Origin of the sequence: Laspinema palackyanum D2c (assembly GCF_025370875.1) — a bacterium.
In the GTDB taxonomy this organism is placed as follows: domain Bacteria; phylum Cyanobacteriota; class Cyanobacteriia; order Cyanobacteriales; family Laspinemataceae; genus Laspinema; species Laspinema palackyanum.
In genome coordinates this window covers 68,796-95,349 of record NZ_JAMXFD010000007.1, presented here as the reverse complement: position 1 = coordinate 95,349, position 26,554 = coordinate 68,796, and the positions used below count along the sequence as shown (strand labels likewise).

The 26,554-nt window shown below is 47.5% G+C and carries 25 protein-coding genes; 13 read left to right on the top strand and 12 right to left on the bottom strand.

Going from position 1 to position 26,554, the window contains the following annotated elements:
* Positions 1-49 precede the first annotated feature (49 nt).
* From NG795_RS11240 to NG795_RS11225, 4 genes are all read right to left on the bottom strand, one after another.
* Positions 50-1,342, bottom strand: coding sequence for a TolB family protein (locus NG795_RS11240; protein WP_367288764.1), 1,293 nt, complete (start codon positions 1,340-1,342; stop codon positions 50-52).
* A 445-nt stretch (positions 1,343-1,787) separates the two neighbouring features.
* Positions 1,788-2,807, bottom strand: coding sequence for a DUF8738 domain-containing protein (locus NG795_RS11235; protein WP_367288763.1), 1,020 nt, complete (start codon positions 2,805-2,807; stop codon positions 1,788-1,790).
* Positions 2,808-3,547: 740 nt separating this feature from the next.
* On the bottom strand, positions 3,548-4,732 hold the full coding sequence (locus tag NG795_RS11230; protein WP_367288762.1) for a DUF8738 domain-containing protein: 1,185 nt from the start codon (positions 4,730-4,732) through the stop codon (positions 3,548-3,550).
* Between the two features lie 353 nt (positions 4,733-5,085).
* On the bottom strand, positions 5,086-5,751 hold the full coding sequence (locus NG795_RS11225; RefSeq protein ID WP_367288761.1) for a dual specificity protein phosphatase family protein: 666 nt from the start codon (positions 5,749-5,751) through the stop codon (positions 5,086-5,088).
* 118 nt (positions 5,752-5,869) lie between these two features.
* Between NG795_RS11225 and egtC the strand changes: the two genes are divergently transcribed.
* The 4 genes from egtC to NG795_RS11205 all read left to right on the top strand — a co-directional run bounded on the left by egtC (position 5,870) and on the right by NG795_RS11205 (position 10,277).
* Positions 5,870-6,676 (top strand): ergothioneine biosynthesis protein EgtC, encoded by an 807-nt coding sequence (egtC, locus tag NG795_RS11220; protein ID WP_367288760.1) that lies wholly within the window; start codon positions 5,870-5,872, stop codon positions 6,674-6,676.
* On the top strand, positions 6,651-7,931 hold the full coding sequence (locus NG795_RS11215; protein ID WP_367288759.1) for an SUMF1/EgtB/PvdO family nonheme iron enzyme: 1,281 nt from the start codon (positions 6,651-6,653) through the stop codon (positions 7,929-7,931). The genes egtC and NG795_RS11215 overlap by 26 nt, the downstream gene beginning before the upstream one ends.
* 208 nt (positions 7,932-8,139) lie before the next feature.
* Positions 8,140-9,198, top strand: coding sequence for an L-histidine N(alpha)-methyltransferase (gene egtD, locus NG795_RS11210; protein WP_367288758.1), 1,059 nt, complete (start codon positions 8,140-8,142; stop codon positions 9,196-9,198).
* Positions 9,199-9,347: 149 nt separating this feature from the next.
* Positions 9,348-10,277: an ADP-ribosylglycohydrolase family protein gene (locus NG795_RS11205; protein WP_367288757.1), complete on the top strand. Its 930-nt coding sequence runs from the start codon at positions 9,348-9,350 to the stop codon at positions 10,275-10,277.
* Between the two features lie 105 nt (positions 10,278-10,382).
* Here the strand turns inward: NG795_RS11205 and NG795_RS11200 are convergent, their stop codons facing one another.
* The 4 genes from NG795_RS11200 to NG795_RS11185 all read right to left on the bottom strand — a co-directional run bounded on the left by NG795_RS11200 (position 10,383) and on the right by NG795_RS11185 (position 13,584).
* Positions 10,383-10,778, bottom strand: a complete 396-nt coding sequence (locus tag NG795_RS11200; protein ID WP_367288756.1) for a hypothetical protein — start codon at positions 10,776-10,778, stop codon at positions 10,383-10,385.
* A gap of 40 nt (positions 10,779-10,818) precedes the next feature.
* Positions 10,819-11,700: an ABC transporter permease gene (locus tag NG795_RS11195; protein ID WP_367288755.1), complete on the bottom strand. Its 882-nt coding sequence runs from the start codon at positions 11,698-11,700 to the stop codon at positions 10,819-10,821.
* Positions 11,701-11,795: 95 nt separating this feature from the next.
* On the bottom strand, positions 11,796-12,815 hold the full coding sequence (locus tag NG795_RS11190) for an ABC transporter ATP-binding protein (RefSeq protein WP_367288754.1): 1,020 nt from the start codon (positions 12,813-12,815) through the stop codon (positions 11,796-11,798).
* Between the two features lie 214 nt (positions 12,816-13,029).
* Positions 13,030-13,584 (bottom strand): Uma2 family endonuclease, encoded by a 555-nt coding sequence (locus NG795_RS11185; RefSeq protein WP_367288753.1) that lies wholly within the window; start codon positions 13,582-13,584, stop codon positions 13,030-13,032.
* A gap of 483 nt (positions 13,585-14,067) precedes the next feature.
* Between NG795_RS11185 and NG795_RS11180 the strand changes: the two genes are divergently transcribed.
* Positions 14,068-14,460, top strand: a complete 393-nt coding sequence (locus NG795_RS11180) for a hypothetical protein (protein WP_367288752.1) — start codon at positions 14,068-14,070, stop codon at positions 14,458-14,460.
* Positions 14,461-14,583: 123 nt separating this feature from the next.
* Here NG795_RS11180 and NG795_RS11175 read toward each other — a convergent pair whose 3' ends face one another.
* Positions 14,584-15,552 carry a S1C family serine protease gene (locus NG795_RS11175; RefSeq protein WP_367288751.1) on the bottom strand — a complete coding sequence of 323 codons (969 nt, stop codon included), beginning with the start codon at positions 15,550-15,552 and terminating at the stop codon, positions 14,584-14,586.
* 268 nt (positions 15,553-15,820) lie between these two features.
* Here NG795_RS11175 and NG795_RS11170 point away from each other — a divergent pair, with 268 nt between their 5' ends.
* Positions 15,821-17,422: an outer membrane protein assembly factor BamB family protein gene (locus tag NG795_RS11170; RefSeq protein WP_367288750.1), complete on the top strand. Its 1,602-nt coding sequence runs from the start codon at positions 15,821-15,823 to the stop codon at positions 17,420-17,422.
* A 278-nt stretch (positions 17,423-17,700) separates the two neighbouring features.
* On the top strand, positions 17,701-18,174 hold the full coding sequence (locus NG795_RS11165; RefSeq protein ID WP_367288749.1) for a TspO/MBR family protein: 474 nt from the start codon (positions 17,701-17,703) through the stop codon (positions 18,172-18,174).
* Positions 18,175-18,237: 63 nt separating this feature from the next.
* On the opposite strand, the gene NG795_RS11160 is transcribed toward NG795_RS11165, so the two are convergent.
* A complete protein-coding gene (locus NG795_RS11160; RefSeq protein ID WP_367288748.1) occupies positions 18,238-18,684 on the bottom strand; it encodes a DUF4070 domain-containing protein in 447 nt (148 codons plus the stop codon).
* A 390-nt stretch (positions 18,685-19,074) separates the two neighbouring features.
* Between NG795_RS11160 and NG795_RS11155 the strand changes: the two genes are divergently transcribed.
* The 5 genes from NG795_RS11155 to NG795_RS11135 all read left to right on the top strand — a co-directional run bounded on the left by NG795_RS11155 (position 19,075) and on the right by NG795_RS11135 (position 22,257).
* The gene (locus NG795_RS11155; RefSeq protein WP_367288747.1) at positions 19,075-19,527 is read left to right on the top strand and encodes a MarR family winged helix-turn-helix transcriptional regulator; all 453 of its coding nucleotides are present in this window, start codon (positions 19,075-19,077) and stop codon (positions 19,525-19,527) included.
* 90 nt (positions 19,528-19,617) lie between these two features.
* Positions 19,618-19,797, top strand: a complete 180-nt coding sequence (locus NG795_RS11150) for a CDGSH iron-sulfur domain-containing protein (RefSeq protein ID WP_367288746.1) — start codon at positions 19,618-19,620, stop codon at positions 19,795-19,797.
* Between the two features lie 54 nt (positions 19,798-19,851).
* A complete protein-coding gene (locus NG795_RS11145) occupies positions 19,852-20,337 on the top strand; it encodes a DoxX family protein (RefSeq protein WP_367288745.1) in 486 nt (161 codons plus the stop codon).
* A gap of 121 nt (positions 20,338-20,458) precedes the next feature.
* Positions 20,459-21,253 (top strand): DODA-type extradiol aromatic ring-opening family dioxygenase, encoded by a 795-nt coding sequence (locus tag NG795_RS11140; protein WP_367288744.1) that lies wholly within the window; start codon positions 20,459-20,461, stop codon positions 21,251-21,253.
* Between the two features lie 8 nt (positions 21,254-21,261).
* Positions 21,262-22,257 (top strand): glutathione S-transferase family protein, encoded by a 996-nt coding sequence (locus NG795_RS11135; protein WP_367288743.1) that lies wholly within the window; start codon positions 21,262-21,264, stop codon positions 22,255-22,257.
* A gap of 377 nt (positions 22,258-22,634) precedes the next feature.
* On the opposite strand, the gene NG795_RS11130 is transcribed toward NG795_RS11135, so the two are convergent.
* Positions 22,635-24,218: a B12-binding domain-containing radical SAM protein gene (locus NG795_RS11130; RefSeq protein ID WP_367288742.1), complete on the bottom strand. Its 1,584-nt coding sequence runs from the start codon at positions 24,216-24,218 to the stop codon at positions 22,635-22,637.
* 284 nt (positions 24,219-24,502) lie between these two features.
* A complete protein-coding gene (locus NG795_RS11125; RefSeq protein ID WP_367288741.1) occupies positions 24,503-24,841 on the bottom strand; it encodes an FmdB family zinc ribbon protein in 339 nt (112 codons plus the stop codon).
* A 426-nt stretch (positions 24,842-25,267) separates the two neighbouring features.
* Here NG795_RS11125 and NG795_RS11120 point away from each other — a divergent pair, with 426 nt between their 5' ends.
* Entirely contained in the window at positions 25,268-26,239 is a 972-nt protein-coding gene (locus NG795_RS11120; RefSeq protein ID WP_367288740.1) for a glycosyltransferase family 2 protein, read from the top strand.
* Positions 26,240-26,554: the final 315 nt, after the last annotated feature.

The window sequence follows — 26,554 nt, the reverse complement described above, 5'->3', positions numbered from 1 at the left end:
GTAGATTCAAGAAATCTTTAAAATTGTCCCCGAACTTAGAGGGTGGACCCTACAAGTCAACCGCCATCAGCAGGGTGCTAAATGTCTGAGTTTGGACATCTTCCAGGGGAACAACCAAGCGGTCTCCGGCCCACTCTAGCTTGCGTTCCGTGGCAAAGAGTCGTTTACCTGGGGGGAGGGAAACCCGCTGGCTGATTTGTCGAGGTAAGTCATAAACCCAGAGGGTGTGACCGCCTTCAACATCGCTGAGGACCGCCACCACGCGATCGCTTTGTTCTGAGAAATCCGGGCGGATGCTAGATAACCGTTCGATGGGCGTTTCTTCAAACAGGAGTTGACTTTCTCGGGTATCCACTGAAAAGGCGTAGAGTTTAGCAAAGCTGCTTGTAGAGCTTTCTCCCGAGGGGCGGCTGGCATAGAGCAACGTCTTGTAGTCATCGCTCAGGGCCAGAAATTCCAGATATTCACCCTGTAATAAAACTTCCTGATCTCCCGTGGTGGGAGAGATGGCGACCAATGAATTGGGCAATTGGCTATACTCCCAAGCCAAAATTTGACCTTGGGCGGTCCATCCGAAAATCTGATATTTATCCCCAGGGCGGCCCAGGATTTTTGTTGCCTTACCCGTTGCCACATCCAAAACCCAAACACTTATATCGGAAGCTGAGCCTAAAGTTTCCCGATTCGAGGTAAAGGCAATCATCCTGCCATCCGGGGACCAATTGGGAGCAGAAGCCCAGTAGAGAATTTTCGCCCCCGCCTCGCACTCGGATTCCTTGCAATTGGGGGGTGGGGGCGTTGGGGGCAATGCTCTGGTTTTGGCAATCATCTCCCGTAGCGCCTGATGGTTGCCGATCGCCTTCACTTCCAGGGTGTTGGTATCCAGTAGATATAAGCCCCCCAGATTGGATTGAGGTTGAAACAAGAGCAATGAAGAGTCTTGGGGATTGCGCCAGAATTGCGGGGAGGGATGCTGGGGATCAAAAATCCAGCGTTGGGTTCCAGCCCAATTGAAGCCCAACAGATGTAACAGGTTGGATTCCCCCGTCACCGAATCCAGATATGTAATTTGCTTCCGGGTTGCCTCAATGGGGCGCTTCTTCCCGTTCAGGTCGATTTCCAGAACTTCGGCAGAAAAGTTCGGGTTCGGGTTGCTTCGAGGTGAGGGCAGACTGACGAAGACGGCTTGGCGATCGACTTCTGCGATCAACCGCACCGGCTGATCAACCCTGAGATCCCCGGATGAACCCAACCCTAAGTTTTGACATCCCGCAAGACTCAAACCCGTGAGGCCCAAGAGCAAATAGCTGGTGGCGATCGACAGGTTGTGGGGCAGTAACATGGCAAAATCCTCCTGAAGTTCGATTCCCTTGACACAGAAAGCCCTTCCTCACGGATTTAACCACCAAGAGTCGATGGGAAGGAAAGCGCTTCTTTCTGGATAGAATATCCTAGTTTAAAAGGTAAAGCGGCTCAGAGCAAAGGCAGATTAATCCGGGAACTCCGAAAAATGAAATACCCCTGTTGTGATCGTTAGATTAGCACTATTTGAGGAGGTTTTCCGAGTCCGGAAACCCTTTTTTGTAGGGGTTCATAAGGGATGAGCCGGAAAAATCTCCTCGGCTTGGGATGGGTTTAAATTTCAGAAAAATAGGCCCGCTTCCGGAGTAAATTCCGAGCGGGACTATTTTGGGGGAGGGTTCCCTTTGCAGGGTTTAGCAGACGGGATCAGGGGAAGAAGTGAAAGTTTAAGGTTAGAGATTCAGTCTGAATTAGGTTTTAAAGGGTTAGTTTTTAGGGTTTAGAGGTTCAGAAATTGAGGTTTCTAATCCCAGGGTTTTGCCGGTGGCATCGGTGCGATAAACCCAGCGCGTGCCACCATTGGAGAGGACGATTCGCCAGCCGTTGACAGTGTTGCGATCGCAGACGGCTTGGGAATGGAGCAGTCCTAGACAACTGTCGCTCCAAGTTTGGGGGCTATATTCTGCGATGTCCAATTGATCCGGTGAAATCCCGACTTTTTCGGTGAGGTCAGCTTTGACTAGGGTTGCTAAACCCGAGGGCAAATGGGGCTGCTCCAAAGGATCAAGGGTTGAAGATAAGGCGGAATTGAATAAGAGGACCTTCCCTGAGCGATCGACGTGATAAACCAAACGTTTCGGACCAGCGGCGATCGCAATCTGCCAACCGGGGACAGTGCCTGTATGACAGTTTTGACCGGAAGCATCTACCTCTAGGCAGAGATTCGGCCAATCCCGGACCTGAATTTGGGTAATGCTGAGCTCGGCAAGATCCAACCCCGAACGACGGGCGGAGGCTTCTAGGACTGCATTGGCAACCTCAGCAGGGAGATAGCTAACCGGCACATCGGGGGTTTCCAGTTGCAGGGTCTGTCCCTGGGGATCGCTACGATACACCCAGCGATCGGCGACGACAATTCGCCACGGCTGTAGGCTGGTATCGGTACAATCCTCGGGGGGTTCCGCCTTGTCCTGACACTGACGAGGCTGGGATTCCAGACTGTAGTCAGTAATGGAGAGTTCAGAGGCGGGAATTCCCAGCTTGTAGGAAATGTCTTGTTCCACTGCTTGGCTCACCGCCTCGGGGAGACGGTACGGGTCAATCGTCTGACGCAGTAGATTGCGCGTGTTACGCACCAGTTGACCCGCGATCGCCATGGGATCGCTCACTGCACTCGCACTAGAAGCGGCTTTGGGATGCACTTCTAGGAGTAAGACACCTGTCAGCATGACGGCGAGTACCAGCGGGTTAGGCTGTTTTTTACGGCGTTGTTCGTCGTGGTTCATAGCACTGCTCCGTTATTGGCGATGCCTAAATGCCTGTTGGAATTAACCCGGATTGCACATGGCATCCTGGGGGCAAGATCACAATGGAGTTTCTGCGATCAAGTTCAACCTCAGATGTCAATTTAGACAACAACACCCCGGCTGTAAGTTCCGCAAACGCTACTTCAATCGCGAGGTGGCGAGTTCCGGGATAATCCCACCACACAGACCTAAATCCAAGACTTTCCCCTGTCATTTAATGTGACTTCCAATCACAAGAACTCACTTGCAACCCATCCTTTTCGCTACAGGGATCCGAGTAATTGAAGGGAATTGGCGATCGCTGTTTTATCCGAACCCGCCCCAATATTGATCGGGCGTTTATGTAAAACCCACTACGGGTATATTTTCAACTGTAACAGGATATGTCCCATAAATCAAGACGGGCAGCGCGATCGCGCTAATACGCAAATCGTTCTGCCCGTTTGTATCCCCGGCTACCTGAACTCAATTTGCCCCAGTTTTAGATCCCAGGGACCCTCTTCCATCTCGGTACTCTAAACCCTTGATTCACTCTGAAATAAGGCGGAAAAAATACCGGATTTCTTGAAACCATTTAGGTGAAATTAATCACATAATCAGAATAGAAACCCGGTTTATAACTTATCCTTCACCCTCGTCCTCAGTCACTCCGACTCCTCCTGAACCGCCTCATTTTCATCTCAATTCATCGGACTTAATTTTCTATCCTATCGGACCCTTTACCGTCCAATTTGACTCACAATTCGATTCCATGATTGAATCACCGGCTGTAAATTGGAGGGTAGCTGTTGTTGGCTAATATCAGCATAGCGAATCGTACTCGAACGGCTAGAAAGGGTAACTGTGATATAGTCCGCACTCCCCCCAGACTGAGATACATTCAATCCGTTATAGCGATCGAATTGCTGCTGGGAAAGCAACCGGCGAAACTCCTGCACTTCTCGGGGCGAAATCCGACCCACTCGCCGCCCGGAATCATTGGCATTGCCCGGTCCTTGTAAGACCTGCATTAATGTACCATTATTCATCAGGACCGTTTCATAAGTCTGTCCGGTGATTCCCCCAGTGGAAATGGCCCGGAAGATGATTCCCTGGGTTAACGGACCGGGCATTTCGTGAGTTGGAATTTGGGCGGAATTCGTGAGAGGTCGGTTTGTACCCGTTTGTAAGACAGTATTAGGACCCAATCGCGGTAGGCTGGATCGACCATCGTAAGCTTCGGATAAAATAACAGTACGACCCGAGTTATCGGTGCGATAAATCCACCGTTGACCCGCAGCGCGATCGCTGATCACGGTCACTTCCCACCCCTCAACCAGGGCTTGTGTACACATAAACCCGGATTGGGGAACCCCCAGACAGCCATCGGGCCAAGTCTGGCGCACCGCTTTGACAATCCGAAAGTTATTGATAGACATCCGCGCCCGACTGGAAACTGCTTGTAAGACAGCATCGGAGACCGATCTCGGTAACTCTGTACTTGCTGCATTCTGTCCCGATTCTAACCGAACCGTTCGACCGTTTTCATCGGTGCGATACACCCACCGATTGTTATTTTCCGTGAGCACCATCCGCCAACCATCGGTTCGCACTTGAGAGCAGAATTCGTTCGGTCCCGACAAACCGAGGCAGGAATCCGGCCAAGTTTGGCGGGTTGCTTCCGTAATCCGGATTTGTCGTTCGGGGATATTTTGGCGGCGCGACAGGTCACTAATCACCGCACTTTGCACCGATCTGGGGACATTATCCAGATCCAACTCGCGATCGCCCTTAGCCATCAAGGTGGCCGACTCTACGCCTAACCCTTGCCGCGTCACTTCGGCAGCATTCAGTCCCCCTAAAGGGGCGATTAATCCAATCAACCCCATTAACACCAATGAAAAAAGAATTCTTTCAGATTTCATAAAGCATTGACTCCTGTTTCTGTTCTAATAAATAGCATAGACGCCGGATTACCATTAAATGTTGACATATTTTTAGACCGCCATAAAATAACCGATTTAGAAACAATTAAATCTCCATTGGGGGATTCATGAATTAGGAGAATTAAGTATTTACTTCATTAGTCCATTAAACTTCCCCGAGTTGGGTCATCACGGGGTAATCTGGGGGAGAAAAATCTTAATTTTTAAGCCTGACGCACTTCAAGACCTTTCCCCTGATCAGTATATTCTCAGACTATGTAGAGGCGAGAAAGCGAATCGCCTCTACATTTAGGGTTTAATGTTAAAGCTTGCGTAAATTCTGTATTCCAGAATTAAAACACAACGGTTTCTAATAACTGACGCTGGGCTTGATTTAACTTAATCCAGGGTCGCGCTTTCTTTAACATCGCTTCCGCTTCCTGAGCATTGGTTGCCAATCCTCGGGCCATCAAAACCGCAGCCGCGACGGTGGCCGATCGCCCATGTCCAATCGCACAGTGGATGTAAACATTTCCCGGCCAATCGGCAATTTTTTGGACTAAGGCGCGAAATTCTCCCTCATCGGGAACATGAGCATCTAACGTGGGTAAACAAAGATAGTCTTTCCCCTCTAGCGCCCCTTTGGGTTCAGGAAATTCAGCGGTTAAATCCACTAATAAACTAATATCTGCGGGTAACTCATCCACAAAAGCCCGTCTGCCCATCCACAAACCCGGGGCAATATAATTATAACAGTCTTCTCTCAAAAATCGGCGCTGTAGATGCCAAAACCCCCAACAAAATAACAGGTAAGGGAATAATAAGACAACGGAAGGGGTTGCCAATTGTCCATCGGTTGAGCGCTTGCCAAAAATTTTATACCCCAGTTTTAGATAAGCGGCAGCCACAATTAAAAAATCAAGACCTAACCAGGCGAACACCCATCCGAATCCGCCTAATTGCTCTCCCAGGGTGAGCAGTCCGGTCCCCAAAATGACAAACAAAACAATATACTTCATGGAACTGTGTAGGTTGCCTGTCTTCTTTACAAGCGTTTTGAGTCACCCGAGGAAAGTTTTCGCTTCACCCGGGACTGATTTGCTCTATAATTTTACAGAGTCAAATACAAAATTTACTATGTGTCGTTTACTTGCCTATTTAGGCCGACCGATTCAACTCGATCGCCTACTCCTAAAACCTGAGCATTCCCTAGTGGCGCAAAGCTATGAACCCCGAGAGATGACTTCTGGAGTCGTCAACGCGGATGGGTTTGGCATCGGATGGTATGATCCCGACCGGGACGTTGACCCCTTTACCTACAAAAATCTGCTGCCGATTTGGAATGATACGAACCTGCCGCATTTGAGTCGGTATATTGAAACCGGAACCTTCCTCGGATGTGTCCGTAGTGCGACTGCCGGACAGGATGTAACGTTGAGCAATTGTCCGCCTTTTGGCGATCGCCGGATTATGGCGGTGCATAACGGGTTTATCGACAACTTCCGCAAAACCCTGTATCGTCCAATTCGCAACAAGCTAGAGGATGATATTTACCAGCAAATTGGCGGGACGACGGACACGGAACATATTTTTGCCCTATTTCTCTCCCTTTTAGATGTCACGGCAGATCATCACCGGCAAGCGCATCCCCCCCTCACTTCAGCATTGCACAGTACCTTAACCATTTTAACGGAACTTGCTAGACCCGAAGGGGTGAAATTTTCGGCGAATTTTATCATTACCGACGGACATCAATTGGTTGCCTCACGCTTTGCTCATCAGACAGGTGCACCGACTTTGTACTGGTTACGGGATGATCCGAACTTTCCCGACTCAGTGATGATTGCCTCGGAACCTTTGTTCGAGGGAGATTGGCATAAATGTCCTGAAGAAAGTATTATTACGGTGGGGGAGAACCTTGACATCAATATCCATCAAATCTAAGGCGATCGCCTCTGGGGTACTCCGTGACCCTGCGGCAGTGAGAGAGGAACTCCGCGAATCGATGGTTCAATGTCGCCTGGGTACCCTCAAGCTTTTTGAATCGATGGATGACGCAACCTTTCGCTGTCAAGTCCATCCCGATTTTAGTCCGGTGGGTTGGCACTTAGGACATATTGGATTTACGGAAGGATTATGGTTGCTGGAACGCGGTGCAGGAATGCCGCCTTTATTTCCCCAGTATCGGCAACTGATGGCACAGGATGGATTGCCGAAACATCAACGAGTTGAGTTGCCGCCATTGCCGGAGATTTTGGATTATATTTCGGCGGTGCGATCGCAGGTTTTCGCGTATTTAAAAACCGCTGACTTGGAAAAACAAGAGCGAATTTGGCGGTTTATCCTGCAACATGAAAGTCAGCATACAGAAACCATTGCCTTTATTTTGCAATTGCAGAAATGGGCGATGGGAAAAGGAGAGGAGGCGATCGGCGATGCTTCAAAATTGCCCACTCACGCTGTCCCTATTCCTGCCGGAGAGTTTTGGTTCGGAAACGATGGACCTGATGCCCTAGATAACGAGCAATCCCCCCAACAATTGTACCTGCCGGATTACACTATTGACCCCTATCCCGTCACCTGTGAACAATATCGGCAATTTATACAATGCGGAGGATATCAAACTCGGGATTGGTGGTCTAAGGCGGGTTGGGAGTGGTTACAAGGCGCACAAGTGACTCAACCGCTGTATTGGCGGGAGGAACCGGCGTTTAATCATCATCCCGTCTGTGGCGTTAGTTACTATGAAGCGGAAGCGTATGCAAGATTTGTGGGGAAACGACTCCCCTCGGAAGCGGAATGGGAAAAAGCGGCCTGTTGGGACCCAGTGACCCAGACCCAGCGCATCTATCCTTGGGGGGATGAATTTCCGACGGGCGATCGCTGCAATCATGATAATCAACACGCTCAAACAACCCCCGTTAATTGCTATCCCCAAGGTGTTAGCGCCTACGGATGTTATGACATGATGGGAAATGTCTGGGAATGGACCTCTAGTTGGTTTGCCCCCTATCCCGGATTTAAACCCTATCCCTATCCCGGATACTCCCAAACCTATTTTGACCAACAGCATCGCGTCTTACGCGGCAGCAGTTGGGCGACTCGTCCTTGGGCGATGCGCGCCAGTTTCCGTAACTGGTATCATCCTTGGATGCGGCAGATTTTAGCAGGATTTCGCTGTGCTGGGGGAAGTGATTAATAGGAATTATGCAAATCTATCCGATTAATTAGAGTTCGCGATTAGTGAGGAAATTTATTCCTAAAGCAGGAACTTTTCCGCCCGGTTTTCGCAGACAATGAGACAATATAAGAACGGCGATCGCGATTCTATTCAGTCTCATAAGCAATGAGATAGCTGATAGAACCGCGACCCGGATTTGTTTATGCCTCACACCTAAAAAATACGGATGAAATTTGCCAAACCGTCTGATCCCCCAGAGTTAGCCACCCGGCTGGACTTTGAACCCGCTATTCTATCGGAACGCTTGCGGCTAGAACGATTAGTCAGCCCCACCCTTTCTTCCACAGAAATCGATAACGGTTCTGATGTCATTGAGGGGTTAACCCAGACGCAAAAAACCCTTTCTCCTCGCTATTTTTATGACGATCGCGGGTCTCATTTATTTGAGCAAATCTGCGAATTACCTGAATATTATCCTACTCGGACTGAAGCGGCAATTTTGCAGGATTGTTCCGCAGAAATTGCCCAAATTACAGGTTCAAGCGAAATTGTAGAACTCGGCAGTGGCAGTTCCACCAAAACCCGAATTCTGTTAGATGCTTACGAAAATCTCGGATATCCCCTGCGCTATTTGCCGATTGATGTCAGTGGGGGAATTTTGGAAAGTAGCGCCAACCAGTTATTATTAGATTATCCCTCATTGCAGGTGCATGGGTTAGTCAGCACTTATGAATTAGCCCTAGCTAATTTGACTCCGGCGATTCTGCCTACCCGCACCCTTTGCTTTTTAGGCAGTACCTTGGGAAATTTGAACCCCGAAGAATGCGATCGCTTTTTTGCAGATATTGTTCAGGCCCTCAAAGTTGGGGAATATTTTTTGTTAGGAATTGACCTGCATAAATCTCCTACCATTTTAGAACCGGCTTATAACGATGCTCAAGGGGTAACTGCCGAATTTAATCAAAATGTGTTGCATCATTTGAATTGGCGCTTTGATGGTAATTTTAAACCAGATCAGTTTGAGCATTGGGCATTTTATAACCAAGAACAACATCAAATTGAAATGCACTTGAGAAGTCGGCGAACCCAAACCGTGCAACTGCGCGCTTTGGATTTAACCGTTGAATTTGAACCGGAAGAAACCATCCTCACGGAAATTTCTCGGAAATTTGATTTAGACGAAATGCGGCAGTATTTGCAAGCACAAGGGTTGAGTACGGTGAAAACTTGGACCGATCCAAACAATTGGTTTGGGTTAGTCTTGGCGCAAGTGCGATCGGCTTAATTACTCCTCACTTCTGTAAGAGATTTCCCGAAAAAAGTTTTGCATTTAACCATAGGGACAGGGCAGTGCCTTGTCCTTACTGGTAATATAGCAGTTCTCACAGCTATTGATGTACATTTGGGGAGTATCACTGTTGAAGGGTTAATCTGATGTTAGAGTCGAGTTCCCAGGTATTATCCGGGTTAATGGGTGTCTGCATTGGTGATGCACTTGGCTTTCCAGTACAATTTATTAGTCGAGAGGAACGAGTCAAGGATCCAGTAACCGGAATGAGCCGTTATTCTCTGTGGTCCGATGATAGTTCGCTGACATTTTGCTTGGCGGAGTCAATGTGTGGCGGATTTTCCCTAGAGGCGATCGCCGATTCTTTTATCAAGTGGTCAGAGGAGGGGTTTTGGACACCGCATGGTCATGCATTTGACATGGGAATGACGACGATTAACGCCATTGATCGGCTCAAAAGAGGCATTCCCCCGGTTCAGGCTGGAGGTTCCTCGGAACGGAATAATGGTAATGGCTCGTTAATGCGAATTTTGCCTCTAGTATTTTATCATCAAACGGTAGAGTTTGCAGATTTAATTCAGCGGGTACATGAAGTATCTTGCATCACTCACGGCCATCCCCGCGCCCAAATGGCTTGTGGAATTTATGTGAGTATTGCAACCCAATTGTTGGCCGGATGCGATCGCAAATCTGCGTATTTACAAGGAATCGAAAAAGTTACAGGGATTTATCAAACCCCCGCCTATTCCAGGGAAATGTCTCATTTTAACCGGGTATTGAGCGGGAAAATTGCCAATTATCCGATGGAGGAAATTAAATCCAGTGGCTATGTTGTTCATACCCTAGAGGCTGCATTATGGTCCTGGTTAAATACCTCTTCTTATGCCGAAGCCGTATTAACCGCCGTTAATTTAGGAGATGATACCGATACAACCGCAGCGGTTACAGGCGGCTTGGCTGGAATTGAATATGGATTTGCTGCTATTCCTAGCCACTGGCTCGATGAAATTCCTAGAAAAGATGACATTATTGATTTAGCAAACCGTTTAGAATTGGCGCTTAATTCCCCCGCATAAATTGCCTGAATGAGGGATAAGAGTTCTGCCTAACTTCGGACAAAAATAAACGCCGATGGAACTGAATCCATCAGCGTTTATTACGGATTCCTAAACTAAACTTAGTTAAGGAGTACCCCCAGGAGTTAAATCTGAGTTGGGGATGGCTTCTTCAGAGATTCCCGCTTCAGAATTATGCAGCATTTCCAATTGTCGGGAACGGAAATCCGCTGCTGCATCATTGATACTTTGCTGTTGCTGGAGATTAAATTCCTGCATACTGCGGGTGGTTCCGAATTGAGCACGATGAATGAGATCCAATACATTCATCTGCTGCCCATCTCCAGAGGTTGATTCAAAGGGATTTTTTTGAAGCTGAATTTGGGGTTCTAGTAAATCACTGGCGCGGTTGGTTTCTTCTGCTGTCGCAGACTCAGGTAACATTACGGCAGTCATGGCGATCGCCGCCAGGGTTCCGAGTGAAATTCGAGCAGTTGCCTTCAAAGTGAACTTCGATTTCATAGGGTTGTCAGGTGAACCATTGATTATACCGACCATTCTACTAAGCAAAAGTTCTCCGGAGTAGGGGTTGAATGCTCAATAATGCCACTGCTGCAAATCCGGCAAGGATTCCCAATGCACCGCCAAAGCTGACTTCTCCCCAAGGGGCCTGCATGACGATACTGCCAAGGGTCCAGTCAGAATGTAGATACAGATAGCGAATCGGTTCGATCGCATAACTCAGGGGATTCAAGGTTGCCACCACTTGCAACCATTTCGGCATAAAGGAAAGCGGCGCTAATGCGGTACTGGCAAACAATAGTGGCAAGTTAATCACGAAAATCACCGCCAACAGTTCGATATGTCCCGGTAAGGCAAAGGCTAATCCCAGACTCAATCCGGTGACGCCTAAAACCAGCAGCAAGGTAATAAAGGCGATCGCCCCTAATCCTAATCCCCCCGGTAATCCAGCCCCCATAAAAGCCCCGGCAATCACAATCACCGCCGTTTGAATTAAGCTCAACAGCAAAATATAAATTGCTGAAGCTACCACAATCGAAAACCGAGTTGAGAGAGGGGCAACCAGGAGACGATTCAGAAACCCAAATTCGCGATCAAACATAATCGGCAATCCCGCATTTAACGCCCCAGAAAAGGCGGTAAACACTATTACCCCTGCCCCTAAAAATTGGGCATAATTCACACTCTCGCCAAACATTCCTTGAGGAGCATTTTGAAACAAAGCGCCGAAGAGAATCAACCACATCAACGGCTGAATCACCCCAGCAATTAAGCTAGAGGGACGGCGTTTTAATTGAATAAACAGCCGTTTGGTCAGGGCCAAGGTTTCCTGAGTAAATTCCCCGATGGGGTTACTGGCAGGAATCTCAATCCCGGGTTTACTTAAGGCTGTAGTTGGATTTGGTGTAACGGTTTGACTCATAATCTGATTGTTTATGGTATTTTTTGCAGTTGAATTAGAAGGGTAAAAACCCAAGTGGGACTGATGTAGCGGGACTGATGTAGCGGGACTGAATGTTATCGCATATTCTGTTTGCGTTCCTTTTTCGGGTCCCGCGTTCCTGCTGCGGCGATTTCTGCATCTAACAGGGTGCGACCCGTGGCGGTGAGATAAACATCATCTAAACTGGGTCGAGATTGGGCAATTCCGAAGGTGGGTAAACCGGCATCTCGTAAGGCTTGCTGAATGGTTAATAGGGCATCACTTTGAGATTTCACCACCAAATTCAGGGAATTTCCTTGGGCATTGTTGATGATAATTTCTTCTACAAAGGGCAGAGGTTCGAGTAAAGATTTGGCTTGTTGCGCCTCTTCCATTGGCGAGAATTCCCGGATCCGGAGGGTAATGCGATCGCCTCCGACTTTATCCTTTAAAGCAGAGGGAGTGTCACTATCAATCACTTGACCGCGATCGATAATTGCCACGCGATCGGCCAAGGCATCAATTTCTTCCAGATAATGACTGGTAATCAAAACTGTTGTCCCATTTTCGCGCAACTGTCGCAGGAATCCCCACACGGCCATCCGAGTCTCAATATCCAATCCCACCGTGGGTTCATCCAAGACTAAAACATCCGGTTGGTGCAATAATCCTGCGGCCAAATCCAGCCGCTTCTTGAGACCCCCAGAATATTTCCCTGTTTGGCGATCGGCCCATTCGTCCAATCCCAATAAATCCAGGACCGTCTTAATTCTATCTCTTGCCAAAGATTTGGGAATATGATATAATGCCGCTTGCAATTCCAACAGTTCGCGACCTGTCAGTACCTTATCTAAAGCCACTTCCTGGGCCACATAACCCAGCTTAGTGCGGGCCAATTTAGGGTTTGCCACTACATCAATGCCAGAAACCTCCAGACGACCGGCATCGGGAGTGACGAGACTGCATAAACAGCGAATGGTGGTGGTTTTGCCTGCACCATTGGGACCCAACAGCCCGAAGATTTCACCGGGATCAATTTGGAACGAGACGTCTTTAACCGCTTCAACGCTTCCGTAGCGCTTTTGCAGGTTTTCGATTAAAACAGCAGGGGCCATGAGTTTCTTAATCCGAACTTGATACAAATCTACACACTATTTAATTTTATTTTAAACGGTTTATGGTAGGTCCGGAGTAAAAATTTCAGAATAGGGCCTCTGAGTCCGAGGGATTACCCTGGATCAAGGGTTGGCAGTGGATGAGGTGAATTGGGCGAGGGGGATGGCGTGGATAACCCCTAAATTGCTAAATTTCTACCAATTTTTCCGGGGATTAAGGAATTTTAGCATCATCAAAAATCTGGGTGGGAGTGAATTCTAATCCGGGCAATAATTCATCGGTAATAACTTCATCCCCGCGTTTGGTTTCAGGAGGAGAATCGGGATAGAAAATGGTTATGGTTTTGACTTGAGCATCGACAATCCAGATGCGAGAAACTCCGGCATTTAAGTAATCGATCGCCTTGCCACTGATTTCGCCAAAACTTTGGTCTGGGGAAATAATTTCAATGGCTAATTCGGGAGGAACGGGACAGGGTTCATCCAGGATGCGATCGCAAGAGAGGCGAGCCTCTGAAATATACAGCAAATCCGGGATGGGTGCCCAGTCTTTGCCCTTGCGTTTGAGCCTTATGGCCCACTCAATTCCCACCTCACCCCGGTTTTGATGCCATTGCGTCAGCAGTAGAAACAGGATGCCCGTTAATCTGGAATGAAATCGTTTCGGTGACATTTTGGGTTTAGCTTCTCCATCAACCAATTCATAAGTAATATCCCCTTCCGGTAAAGCGAAAAATTCTTCTAGGGTCAGTTTGGCTTTGACTTCCACGTTACCTCCTGTGATGTTAATCTCTGTTTACTGTAACACTGTGACTCGGGGTTGTCAGAGTCAGGGGAATTATGATTATTCTAGTTGGAGCGTTTCCCAGAATCATGAGGTAGGGATGTGAAGCGCGACTCAATGGCTCAAGCGTTTGCTAAATTAGCCCGCCAACGCTTCACTTATAGAGCAAACCAGCTTGAGACAACCGGATTTGGTATAACTGTGGGAACCGCGATATCCTGTCTCCAGACTTTCTGATTTTAGTCCTAGGTTGCTTGGGGGTAGCACACCCCGTATGATTAGCCAACCGAATCTTGAAAAGTACGGATTTTGACAGACCTATCACAATGGGATGGAGTCTCCTCAATCCCTCGGAACCTTTTCGACCCCCTGGGGGTCAATCCCCGAGAAAAGAAACATCCCAATTTGGCTAAATGCCGAAGCGGGATTATTTTGTAATTATTCGTCTATCTTTTCCCCTTAAAATCCATGAAAAATTCCGCCAAACTTCAAGCCCTTTTATTGGGTATGGGACTGGTCCTAGCCTCGGGTTTCAGCTTCCCGCAAGCGGCATCGGCTCAAAGACCCCTTGCAGCCCTGACCGAACGAATGATTACCTACGAAGGTGTGACCTATCCGGTGATTCGCTCTTTGCCAGTAATTCTCGATCGCACTGGGGGTGTCGCCTCTCGGGGGAATATTATCACCCCCGACAGCAGTTCCGATGGCCGTTATGAATTAGTTGAATTAATTGGCGATATGAGTTCCCGGAGTATTTTCTCCTATACTGGACGCACCGCCTTCCGTCAAGCCCGGGTCCGCGATCGCGTTACGGGACAAACGATGGAAGCTTTAGTGCCCCTGATGATCCGCTACTTCTAAAATACTGTTCTCGGCAGGGGAAAATTCCTCGGCCCCTCTCCTCACCTTAAAACATCACAACCAAACCTCAGCAAAATGCTGGGGTTTTATTCGTTGAAGCGAAATTGTCCGGGCAGTGGCCCCTTAAAAATTGACGCGCACATTGGCCACTCGCCGTCCTCGACTGATGGTGAACACTGCGGAATTCGGACGGGTATTTAAAAACGCCAGCAGTTGCTCGATCCGCTGTAACCGAGTGCCATTCACTCCTAACAGGCGATCGCCGGCCCGTAACCCAATTTGCGCGGCAGGAGACCCCCGTTCTACAGACTGAATCACTAAACCCGCATTCACCTCCACCCCTAAGCGAGGCGGGGGAGAAGTGGACCGCGATCGCCCTGACTCAGGCGCTGGCGTCCTATCAGGCCCTTGGGCCACGGTCCGCGACCGATTAGCGGCGATAAAGTCCTGGGCAACTGTCGCACTCGTTGCAAATCCAATCCCTATATTACCCCCACGATTGGGGCTTAAAATCGCTTTATTGACCCCAATGAGTTCTCCATTGGAATTGAGCAAAGGACCGCCGGAATTCCCGGGATTGATGGCGGCATCGGTTTGTAAGTCCCCATTATCAGCAATTCGGCTGAGAATTCCGGTGGTAAAGGTTCCGGAGAGTCCAAAGGGACTGCCGATCGCATAAACCCGTTGACCGACTTGGATCCCCTCTCGACTCGCTATCCGTAACGCAGGCAGGCGATCGCTGGTTCTGAGTCGAACTAAGGCTAAATCATTGCGGCGATCGGTGGCAATCACATCCCCGGTGTAAGTCTGTCCCGTACTGGTGAGCACCTCCACTCTGCCATTACGCGCCGAACTCACCACATGATCATTAGTTAAAACGAGGCCATCAGCACTGATAATACTTCCAGACCCTGCACCTCTGCCTACGCGGATTGTCACCACCGAAGGACTCGCCTGTTGGTAGACATTGATGCTGGTTTGTTCATCGGCACTAAAGGCGGTGGCAACGGTGGAGAAAGGAGGAGTCACCAGACCCGAGGTGGCGATCGCCCCAGCAGTGACAATACTCAATAATAACCTCTGTGGTTTCATGCCTTTAACTCTCGCGGTATGGACTCACAATATTCACTCAAAATATAGAATTTGTAGACGTTGCTAGACCCTAGCAGTTCCATTTCCTGGGGCGCTCGCCTCGGAATTTCAGGTACGATGATATTGCCTGGGTCAATTTTCATCGCAACGGAGTCACCTAGACATTGCGATCGTCCTGGGATGAGTCAATGTCACAGTCCCACTTTTGGCTGATGGTTTCGTTCCCTGGCGATCGGTCCAACCCTTGTAAATTGTAACTGTTTTACCCATGACTTTGAACCGGCGAACCTTCAACAAAAACGCGCTTCTCTTTTTAATGGGTTCTTCACTGCCGCCCATTTTACAAGGATGTCGCACCCCCACCCCGACTGTACCTCCGAGGAATCTGTTACCCACTGTTACTAAAACCGTCAACGAGGCGATCGCCGGACTCTCCCTCGACACTGAATTATTAATCCCCACCTTTCTCGGTAACGACTACCGGAGATTTTATGGCAGAGGAACTCCCCAAAAATTAAATCTCCTCGATAAATTTGCCCTCGGAACCGGCAGAACCCGAGTCGGCACCTCCTGGCGCACCTGGAGTGGTGCCGGATGGACCGGACAACCCACCCTCACCCGAGACCAAGGCAAAGTTTATCTCACCATTGGCGCTTATGATCACAGCTTAAGAAAAATTGATATTGCCACCAACGAAGTCTTATGGCGCTATCAGTTTGATGATGTCATTAAAGGGAGTTCCAGTCTTTATATCGATGAAAAAGCCTCCGAAGAAAATCGCATCGTCATCTTACAAGGCAGTCGGTTAGGCATTCAAAATTCCCTTGCCTCTTCAGGTCCTCTCCCCAGCTTTCGCGCCATTTCCTTTAGAACGGGCAAAGAACTCTGGAAACTCGATATTAGAAAAACCGCCAGTTATAGCCGGGATAATGATAGCAGTGCCTTAGATTTAGGCAATGGAGTCTTATTCAATGTCGGAGAAAATAGCATCGGGTATTTTCTGAATAGTGCCACCGATGCTGCTACCCTCAAATCCGGCATTCTTCAACCTGAAATTTTAGGCGAAGTTCAACTCTATGAAGCCGAGGATAGTCGCCGACAAGGAGGTAATCTCGTCACCGAATCTTCCCCCGCCCGACTCGGAAATCAAATTTTTATAGCTTCAGGTTCTGGTCATATCTATGGCATTAACCTAGAAACCCAAAAAATTGTCTGGGATTTCTTCACCGGGTCTGATATTGATGGTAGCGTGGTTATTTCTAAGGAAAACAAACTTTTTTGTGCCATAGAACGGCAATATATTCCCGGCAAAGGGGGAGTGTTTAAACTTGACCCAACCCAACCCGAAGAGAATGCAGTTCAGTGGTTTTTTCCCACAGGGAATCGCAATTTTAGTGGATGGGAGGGGGGAATTATTGGGTCGGTTGCCCTCAATGATGAATATAATCCGAGTGGAGAATTTCCGGCTTTATTTGCTACCAGTGCGATTGATGGTTATCTTTATATTGGGTCGCAAACTGAAGTCACAGGTCAAAAGGTTAAAGGACCTTGGTTGAATAAAGACTATGAAACGCCTTTGATTTTATTTAAAATGAATATTGGGGGTTCGATTTCTACGCCAATTTTTACGGAAGGGAATAAACTGATTGCCGCCGGATATAATGGGGTGTATTTGTTTGATTTACAGTTTGAAGAGACTCAGGGTGATCGCATGAATGCGGTCCGGAATCAACGGGGAGAGTTTTATCGGTTAAAGGTAGAACAATTGGAACATTTTTTACCGGGGATCTCTTTTGAAGCTACCCCCATTGTTTGGGATGGAATTGTTAGAATTTGCGCCCGGGATGGTTGGCTGTATTCTCTGGGATAAAATTTTTAATGTAAAGGATAACTTGGGGAAATGGGATAACGACTGAAGTCGTTACTACGAACTGGGGAGGATTATGGGTTTTTTACTAATAAGGGGAACTAACGACTGAAGTCGTTACTACGAACTAGGGAGGATGGGGGGGTTTTTTACTAATAAAGGAAAATAACGACTGAAGTCGTTACTACGAAATGGGGAGGATGGGGGGAGTAGTCATGACGAACTGAAAATTCAGGATATACTGGAGGGGAAAATATGGGATGATATGGAGATGGGGATTTATGATTAAGTCTTGGATGGTGATTGCGGCGATCGGCACTTTGGTGGCGGGTCTGGGTAGTGCCTTAACTGGGTCAGATATTCGCTGGTTTAATCGGTTGCAGCGTCCCCGATGGTTGACCTTTGAAAAGGCTATTCCCATCATTTGGACGGTCATTTTTATCTGTGGCGGTTGGTCCGCTTATTTGGTTTGGGAAGCCGACCCGGGAAGTCAACTGACTTGGGTTTTAATGGGGTTTTATTTAATCTTAGAAATGGTCACCATTTCTTATACCGCAGTGATGTGTAAATTGCGAAGTCTCACCGTGGGGACAATTATTGGCGCGACTGGAGGATTACTCAGCTATTTGTTAGCCTTAAGTGTTTGGTCGATTTCAACTTGGGCGGTGGTTTTATTAATTCCTTATATGATTTGGAGTCCGATTGGTACTTATACCACTTGGGCAATGGTTCAGCTAAATCCAGAGGACCGCTAAGGAAAAAATAGACAAGTCTCAGGTGCGTAAGCAGGAGTCACGCACCCAGTTTGGTAATTGAAATTAAGCTACAGCCGACTCTTCTCGTTCAGATTCATAAGCTTCAATCCGCTTTTGTTCTGCTAAATATTCACCCAGTTGACTTTCAATTGGGTCTCGAACAATGGTTCGATATTCGCTGAAATGTTCAAAGAGTCCGCACAGCGCCAAATAATGATCCACGACCCGGGGATTATGGCGGAGAATATTAACCAAATAAAGCCAGAATTTCCACCGGGTGGGACGAACTATTCCTTGCCGCCAGCAAATGGTTAAAAATGCGCGAATGGTCGGCCAGTTCATTCGACGCATTACCGGATTCCGGGGTTTACCCATGATCATAAAATGGCGGTAGGTGCGGTCTAAATAGCGTTGGGGATCGTAGAGTTGCCAAAATCCCTCAATGTATTCCCGGGCAATTTCTTCCAGAGGTCGGGTGGGAATGAAGTTCATTAAGGTGGTTTGATTCACTTTGGCAATTTGCGTATTTAGGGTTTGTTGACTTGATTCACCAGCAGGGATGTGGGCTAAAAATTGCTTGCTCTGACTAATATTGAGGCTAGGATTGCTGCCCAGTATAGATGCTTTGTCAGCATCATGACAGATTTTAGAAAGGTCACAGGGTAAGGGTTTCAGAGGCGGAAAGCATCTGGCTATGCAGTCTAAGTAGCGTATTATGCGGAAATCATCTGCATAAGTAGTAAGTTTGGGTCTAGGCGGAAATTTTCAGTCTATTAATAGTTGTACCGATCTTCAAGGTGAAGTAAGGGAATCGCCAAGAATTGACTGAGTAGCAAATGATTGGGTTACAATATATTACTAACTAGAATAGTTCTATTCTGCATCCAGGTATCCATATCCATGCCCGAAAAATCAACGATTCAAGCTGCGAAAGCGTCTTTTTTGCCCGCGATGCGGGAACTCGTTCGGACCTATCAGGCGTTTTCCTCTTACTCTGAGGCGCACGTTCGACAATTTGATTTAACCCCTGCTCAGTTTGATGTGATTGCTACCTTGGGTAATACCAACGGACTCAGCATGGGTGAAATTGGGGAGAAAACGTTGATTACCAAAGGTACTTTAACGGGTGTCATCGATCGCCTCATCAAAAAACAACTCGTCATCCGTGAAGTCCCACAAGACAATCGTCGTAACGTTATTGTGCAATTAACAGATCAGGGACAGGAGCTCTTTGAGCAGTCTTTCCCTAGCCACATAGCTCATCTTAAAGAACGCTTCGATCTCCTCCAACCCACAGAGGTAGAGGTTCTCACCAACCTCCTCGTGCAACTCAGGCAAGCCTTTCAGAAATAACTTTGCCGCTTGAGGTTGACAGATCCACTTCGACTAGCTAAGATAGTTCTAACTAGAACTGTCTGATTTCAAACTAAGGAGAAAATCACAATGACCCACTCTAATTCCCAGAAACCAGTTGCAGTGCGCCTAGATGCTGGAACCCATTGGCTTTGTAGTTGTGGGTTGTCTAAAAACTTGCCCTATTGCGATGGGGGGCATAAGGGTACATCATTTCAACCTGTCGCCTTAGAACTGAATAGCCCTAAGAATGTCGAGATTACGCTCTAAATCAATCGTCGTCTGCCCAATGTTTCTAATTAGAACTATTCTACTCAGGAGGAAATGATGAAGATTACGGTTCTTGATCCTGTCCCAGTCGTTACTCAATCGCGATCGCAACGTTTGACGAAACCCGCCCTTGAAATAGAGACAGCATTGTATGGCATTACGCTCTTACGGGTGAGTTTGGGGCTATTGTTCCTAGCGCATGGATTCTTGAAAGTGGTGGTCTTTACGCTACCCGGAACGGCGCAATTTTTTACCACAATGGGACTTCCAGGTTTTATGGCTGCACCTGTGGCTTTAGCTGAGATTGTAGGGGGACTATTTCTGATAGCGGGGATTTACAGCCGCTGGATTGCGTTAGGTTTGTTCCCGATTCTGCTAGTAGCAACGTTCAAAGTGCATGGTGGTAATGGCTGGTTGTTTACCAATCAGGGTGGGGGCTGGGAATTTCCGGCATTTTTTGCGATCGCTTGTTTAGTGCAATTTTTGCTAGGAAATGGAGCTTGGGCAATGGGTGAAATTTTGCCACGCAAACGGACCTAGAGAATCCTAAAAGTAAGCCAAATAAAACCCATTGGAGCAGATCGGTTAACTGCAACGGCCTACCCAAAAATAGTTAAAACGCCAACAGTCTCCATAGTTCTCCTACATAATCATGATTGTCATGGACAGCTTGCCAACGCTCTTTATTTCCCACGGGGCACCGGATTTACCCCTTCAAGATGGCGCTGTAACAGCATTTCTGAAATCGCTCCATCAACATTTTCCAAAACCCAAAGCAATCTTGGTCATTTCGGCTCATTGGTATTCGGCAATGCCCACGGTGAGTACAGCAGTTGCCCCTCGGACAATTCATGATTTTTCAGGATTTCCAGCGGCCCTGTACAAACTCAACTATCCAGCACCAGGGTCACCGGAACTAGGCGATCGCGTTGTCACCTTGCTCAAGCAGGCTGGTATTCCCTGCCAAACCGATTCAGCCCGTGGGTTTGACCACGGGACTTGGACCCCACTGATGGTAGCCTACCCAGCCGCAGATATTCCCGTAGTGCAACTATCAATTCAGTATTATCGGGATGCCACCTACCATTGGCAACTAGGACAAGCATTAGAACCCTTACGGCAGGAAGGTGTGCTGATCATTGGCAGTGGGAGTGCCACCCATAATCTTCATGCTTTTAGCGCCCAGTATGATGCGGCACCACCCTCCTGGGTTCAGCAGTTTGATGTATGGCTAAGGGAAGCGATCGCCCAACAGGACTGGCAACGCTTGATGCAGTATCGTCAACTCGCACCCTACGCCCACGAGAATCACCCCACTGAAGAACATCTTTTGCCCCTATTTGTCGCATTGGGGGCAGCAGGATCGCAAGCGAAAGGGATTCAACTCCACCAGAGTTACACCTATGGCGCTTTCAGCATGGCCGCCTATGCCTTCACATCACTAAATTTTCACTGAGAGGAACTATGTCATTAGGTCAATTAGTTAACGGAAAATGGTCCACCGATTGGACGGAACAAGATGAGAATGGGAACTTTAAGCGGATGTCTACCCAGTTTCATAATTGGGTGACGGTTGATGGATCGAGCGATTTTCCCGCTGTCGCTGGACGTTATCACCTGTACATTTCATTAGGTTGTCCTTGGGCACATCGTACCGCATTGTTATGGAAACTCAAAGGACTGGAAAATATTATTGGGCTATCGATCGTCGATCCGGTAATTAGTGACCAGGGCTGGCAGTTTTCTGATTATTCAGGATGCATTCGTGATACGGTGAATCAGGCTGAATACCTGTGGCAGGTTTATGTCAAGTCTGCACCCAATTATACCGGCAGAGTGACTGTACCTGTATTGTGGGACAAACAGACGAATCAAATCGTCAATAATGAATCTCGCCAAATTATTCAGATGTTTAATTCTGCATTTGATGACTTGGGTGCAAATTCTGTTGACTTTTATCCATTGGAGCTTCAGGAAACCATTGATCGCGTCATAGACCAAATCTATCAACCGATTAACAACGGTGTCTATCGATCGGGCTTTGCTGCTTCCCAATCAGCCTACGAAGAAGCTGTAACACAGTTGTTTCAAGCCTTAGAGACCTGGGAGCAATTGCTATCTAAGCAACGGTACCTTTGCGGCGACGAAGTTACCCTAGCCGATTGGTGTTTATTTACCACCCTATTTCGATTTGATTCCGCCTATTATGGGCTGTTCAAGTGCAATCTAAAGCGGCTGGTTGATTTTCCTCACCTCTGGGATTATTGTCGAGCTTTGTACCAATATCCCAGGGTGTCATCGGTTTGTAATATTGACCATGTAAAACGCCTCTATTATGTGGGATTACCCGAACTCAATCCGACTCGCATTGTGCCCCTCGGGCCAGTGGCTGATTTTAGGCAACCCTGTAGCCCTTGGCGGGTTGAGACATCCACGCACATCATGAGTATAAGGGGTTGATGTAGATTAAGTTGGACGGGCGACTGTCCGGCTTAGTCTACCTCAACCCCCATTAATAAAGTGTTTCCTAGCAGAGTTTTTTTTAGCTGTTATTTTGTAATATTTACTTGTTGTAAAGGTTGGGGTCATTACGTTACGTCCTGAACCATTTGGTGCTATTCAGTCGTGCATTTTTCTTACCTGTTTTTTGATCACATTCCAGTGATTCTCCCGCAATATCTCCCCGGCTTTCCCCTCTTTCAGGTATGCTTTGGAGTCCGATTCGTACTTATACCACTTGGGCAATGGTTCAGCTAAATCCAGAGGACCGCTAAGGAAAAAATAGACAAGTCTCAGGTGCGTAAGCAGGAGTCACGCACCCAGTTTGGTAATTGAAGTTAAGCTACAGCCGACTCTTCTCGTTCAGCTTCATAAGCTTCAATCCGCTTTTGTTCTGCTAAATATTCAGCCAGTTGACTTTCAATTTGGTCTCGAACGATGGTCCGATATTCGCTGAAATGTTCAAAGAGTCCGCACAGCGCCAAATAATGATCCACGACCCGGGGATTATGGCGGAGAATATTAAGCAAATAAAGCCAGAATTTCCACCGGGTGGGACGAACTATTCCTTGCCGCCAGCAAATGGTTAAAAATGCGCGAATGGTAGGCCAGTTCATTCGACGCCTCGGTACCGGATTCCGGGGTTTACCCATGATCATAAAGTGGCGGTAGGTGCGGTCTAAATAGCGTTGGGGATCGTAGAGTTGCCAAAATCCATCAATGTATTCCCGGGCAATTTCTTCCAGAGGTCGGGTGGGAATGAAGTTCATTAAGGTGGTTTGGTTGCCATTGGCAATTCCAGTATTTAAGCGCCCTTCTTTCTGTAATCTCTCCCAGAGTGCGGTATGGGGAAGGGCTTGCAACATACTGAACATTGCCATTGGAATGGAGGTATTTTCGACAAACTGGACAATGCGATCGCCTGCCCCCGGTTTTTCTCCATCAAAGCCAATAATAAATCCTGCCATCACCCGCATTCCCGCCTGGGTAATTGCTTGGACTGAATCACTGAGAGAATCTCGGGTATTTTGGAACTTTTTGGTCAGGGTTAGGCTTTCTTCATCGGGGGTTTCAATTCCCAAAAAGACTACATAAAAATTGCAGTCCACCATCATTTCTAGCAATTCTGGATCTTGGCCTAAATCAACGGAGGCTTCCGTAATTAACCGGAAGGGATAGCGATTTCTTTCTTGCCAAATTTTCAACTCTTTGAGCAAAAGTTTAACGTTGCGCTTATTGCCAATAAAGTTGTCATCTACCAGAAAAACCGCTTGAGTAAATCCCAATTCTAAGAGGCGATCGAGTTCGGCTAAAATTTGGGAGGGATGTTTAGTGCGAGATTTGCGTCCGTAGAGGACAATAATATCGCAGAATTCGCATTGAAAAGGACAGCCCCGAGAAAATTGGATCGCCATCGTATCATAGGCATGACGATCTAATAAATCAAAGCGGGGTATGGGAGTTTGCGTAACGTCGGCTTTTTCTCCGTTAGCGCTGAAAGTGCCAGTTTTTTCCCCTCGTTTTAGAGCTTCCACAAATAGGGGAAGAGTGATTTCTCCTTCATCTAAAATCAGGTAATCGGCACCGGCGGCTGCGGCTTCCTTGGGGAGGGATGTAACGTAAGGTCCACCGACAGCTACGGGTTTAGAACGCTGTTTAGCTTCTCGAATCAGGGCCAGAAAATCTTCTTGTTGAACAATCATGGCCGATAAAATGACTAAATCTGCCCATTCCCATTCTTCCTCGGTGATGTCACGAATGTTGCGATCGGCGAGTTTATATTCCCATTCCTGGGGTAACAAGGCGGCAACGGTGACTAAACAGAGGGGCGGTAGTAGGGCTTTGCGATCGACTAAAGCTAAAGCTTTTTCAAAGGACCAGAAACTTTTGGGAAAAAGTGGATATAAAAGTAAGACACGCATGAGTTATTTCCGATATACAATAATGACCCGGAATGCAAAGACTCGATGAATTGGTTCTTGCCCTTCAATATAGGCGAAATTTTAGAAAATGGCCGGGTTTTTAGAAAAAGTCTATCTTAAAACAGAGGGGCGAGGCTGCAAATCGTGGGTAAATGGTCTTTTCTAGGTGATGCTAGAGCATGGGTAGAGGAGGGGATAGAAGGGTGAAGAAACCGACGCTCAATTAAAAAAGAGCTGAGTATTCACCACTCAACTCTGGGATAGAAATATCTGATGGTATGGATTTAGTCGCCGATTTTCTTTTTCAAATCAGGATAGGTGTTGCGATCGCCGGGTCGGACAATCCGACTTTCTCCATCAGTGGCGGTGACATTTTCATAAACCCCATCGTCCCGTTTCACCAATTTGCTAAACCCGTGACTTTTGAGCTCGCTGTTGCCGGTGGGAAACATCACCGCAGGGGCGCTGATTAGACGTCGCACGGGTGCAGATAGAGGCGTCTGTCCCGGTTCGAGGTTTGCCAACTGGCACAATTCTCCCCAAGTTTGCGCTTTATCTTTAATGGAGTGAGTTACGTCCAGTTTTTGATTGGTACTAGGACAGAAATAAGTATAGAGCGGCATAATCTGTCTGTTGTAGTTAGCGGGTGTATGGTTTGGCACTTGAGTGTTAGATTGCTTTAATCATAGCAGATGGGGGGATTGGGAAGATGGGGAGGATGGGGGAGATGGGGAAGATGTTTGTAATAACGACTTCAGTCGTTGCTCTCGTGTTATGGCATCCGCCATAACACGAGCAATCTGAGGGTCTATCGCCTTGCCTGCTGGGGAACTGGAGACAAAGGCTGAGATTGGGGCGTTACTTAGCTTCAACCCCAGTAACGCGGAAACGACTGAAGTCGTTACTACGAACATCGGAGGGATAACGACTGAAGTCGTTACTACAAACTTCCCCATCTCCCCCATCCTCCCCATCTCCCCCATCCTCCCCATCTTCCCCAACTTCCCCTGCAAGCGCTAAAATTTAAGCGCTCAATACGCAAGGATGCTATGACGAAACTAATTATTCAAATTCCCTGTTATAACGAAGAACAGACTCTGGGACTTACCCTGAGTGAACTACCCCGTGAGTTACCGGGGATTGATAAAATTGAGTGGTTGGTGATTGATGATGGTAGTCGCGATCGCACGGTGGAAGTGGCTAAAGCTTGTGGGGTGGATCATATTGTTCGTCTTGCCAATAATCAAGGTTTGGCTAAGGCATTTATGGCGGGATTAGAAGCCTCTCTAAAAGCCGGTGCTGATATTATTGTAAATACCGATGCGGATAATCAATATTGTGCTGAAGATATCCCGGCTTTGATTCACCCTATTTTATTAGGAACTGCGGAAATTGTCATTGGTGCACGACCGATTCAAGATATTGAACATTTTTCCCCGACTAAAAAATTCTTGCAACGCCTAGGGAGTTGGGTGGTGCGTCTGGCTAGTAATACGAGAATCCCCGACGCACCGAGTGGCTTTCGGGCTTTTAGTCGGGAAGCGGCGATGCAGTTAAATGTTTTTAATCAATATACCTATACCTTAGAAACGATTATCCAAGCGGGACAGAAAGGGATGGCAATTACTTCGGTCCCCATCCGCACCAATGGAGAGTTACGACCTTCTCGATTAGTCAAGAGTATTCCCAGCTATATTCATCGGTCTATTTTAACTATTTTTAGAATTTTTATGACCTATAAACCCCTGCGTTTCTTCCTGCTTTTAGGAAGTTTTCCCCTGGGGTTAGGGGTGGCTTTGGGGTTGCGCTGGTTAGGTTTCTTTTTAATGGGAACTGACCGGACTCGAATTCCGAGCTTGATTTTAGCCGCTATTTTAATTCTAATCGGGGTGCAACTGATTATCCTAGGTTTGGTGGCTGATTTATTGGCGGTGAATCGCAAGTTGCTGGAAGATATTCAACTGAGGATGCGGAGGGCAGACTATGCTAAACGCGAGGAAAAAGGTCAGGAACATTGTTAATCGGCGAGAGGGTCCTGGCTTAATAACCGGGTAGACTTCAGCTTTTAAATAGGAGCTAGGGAGGGTCAGCCAAATCCCTGAATCCAGGGTTTACTCCGGTTTCCAACTCGGTGAGTAAGGGAGTGGGTAACCTGAGTCGATTTGTTTTGTAAAACCTATTGGTATCAGGTATCCGCGTGAGAGTGCGGTTTTCATCGCGATCGCCCAATGGCAATTTGAATGGACCGCAATCCGTGCAGGGCAGAAAACTATTTTTCTGGAATCGGAGTTGAGGTGAGTAAATCTCTCAATGTCGGAATAATAGGCAACAGATTT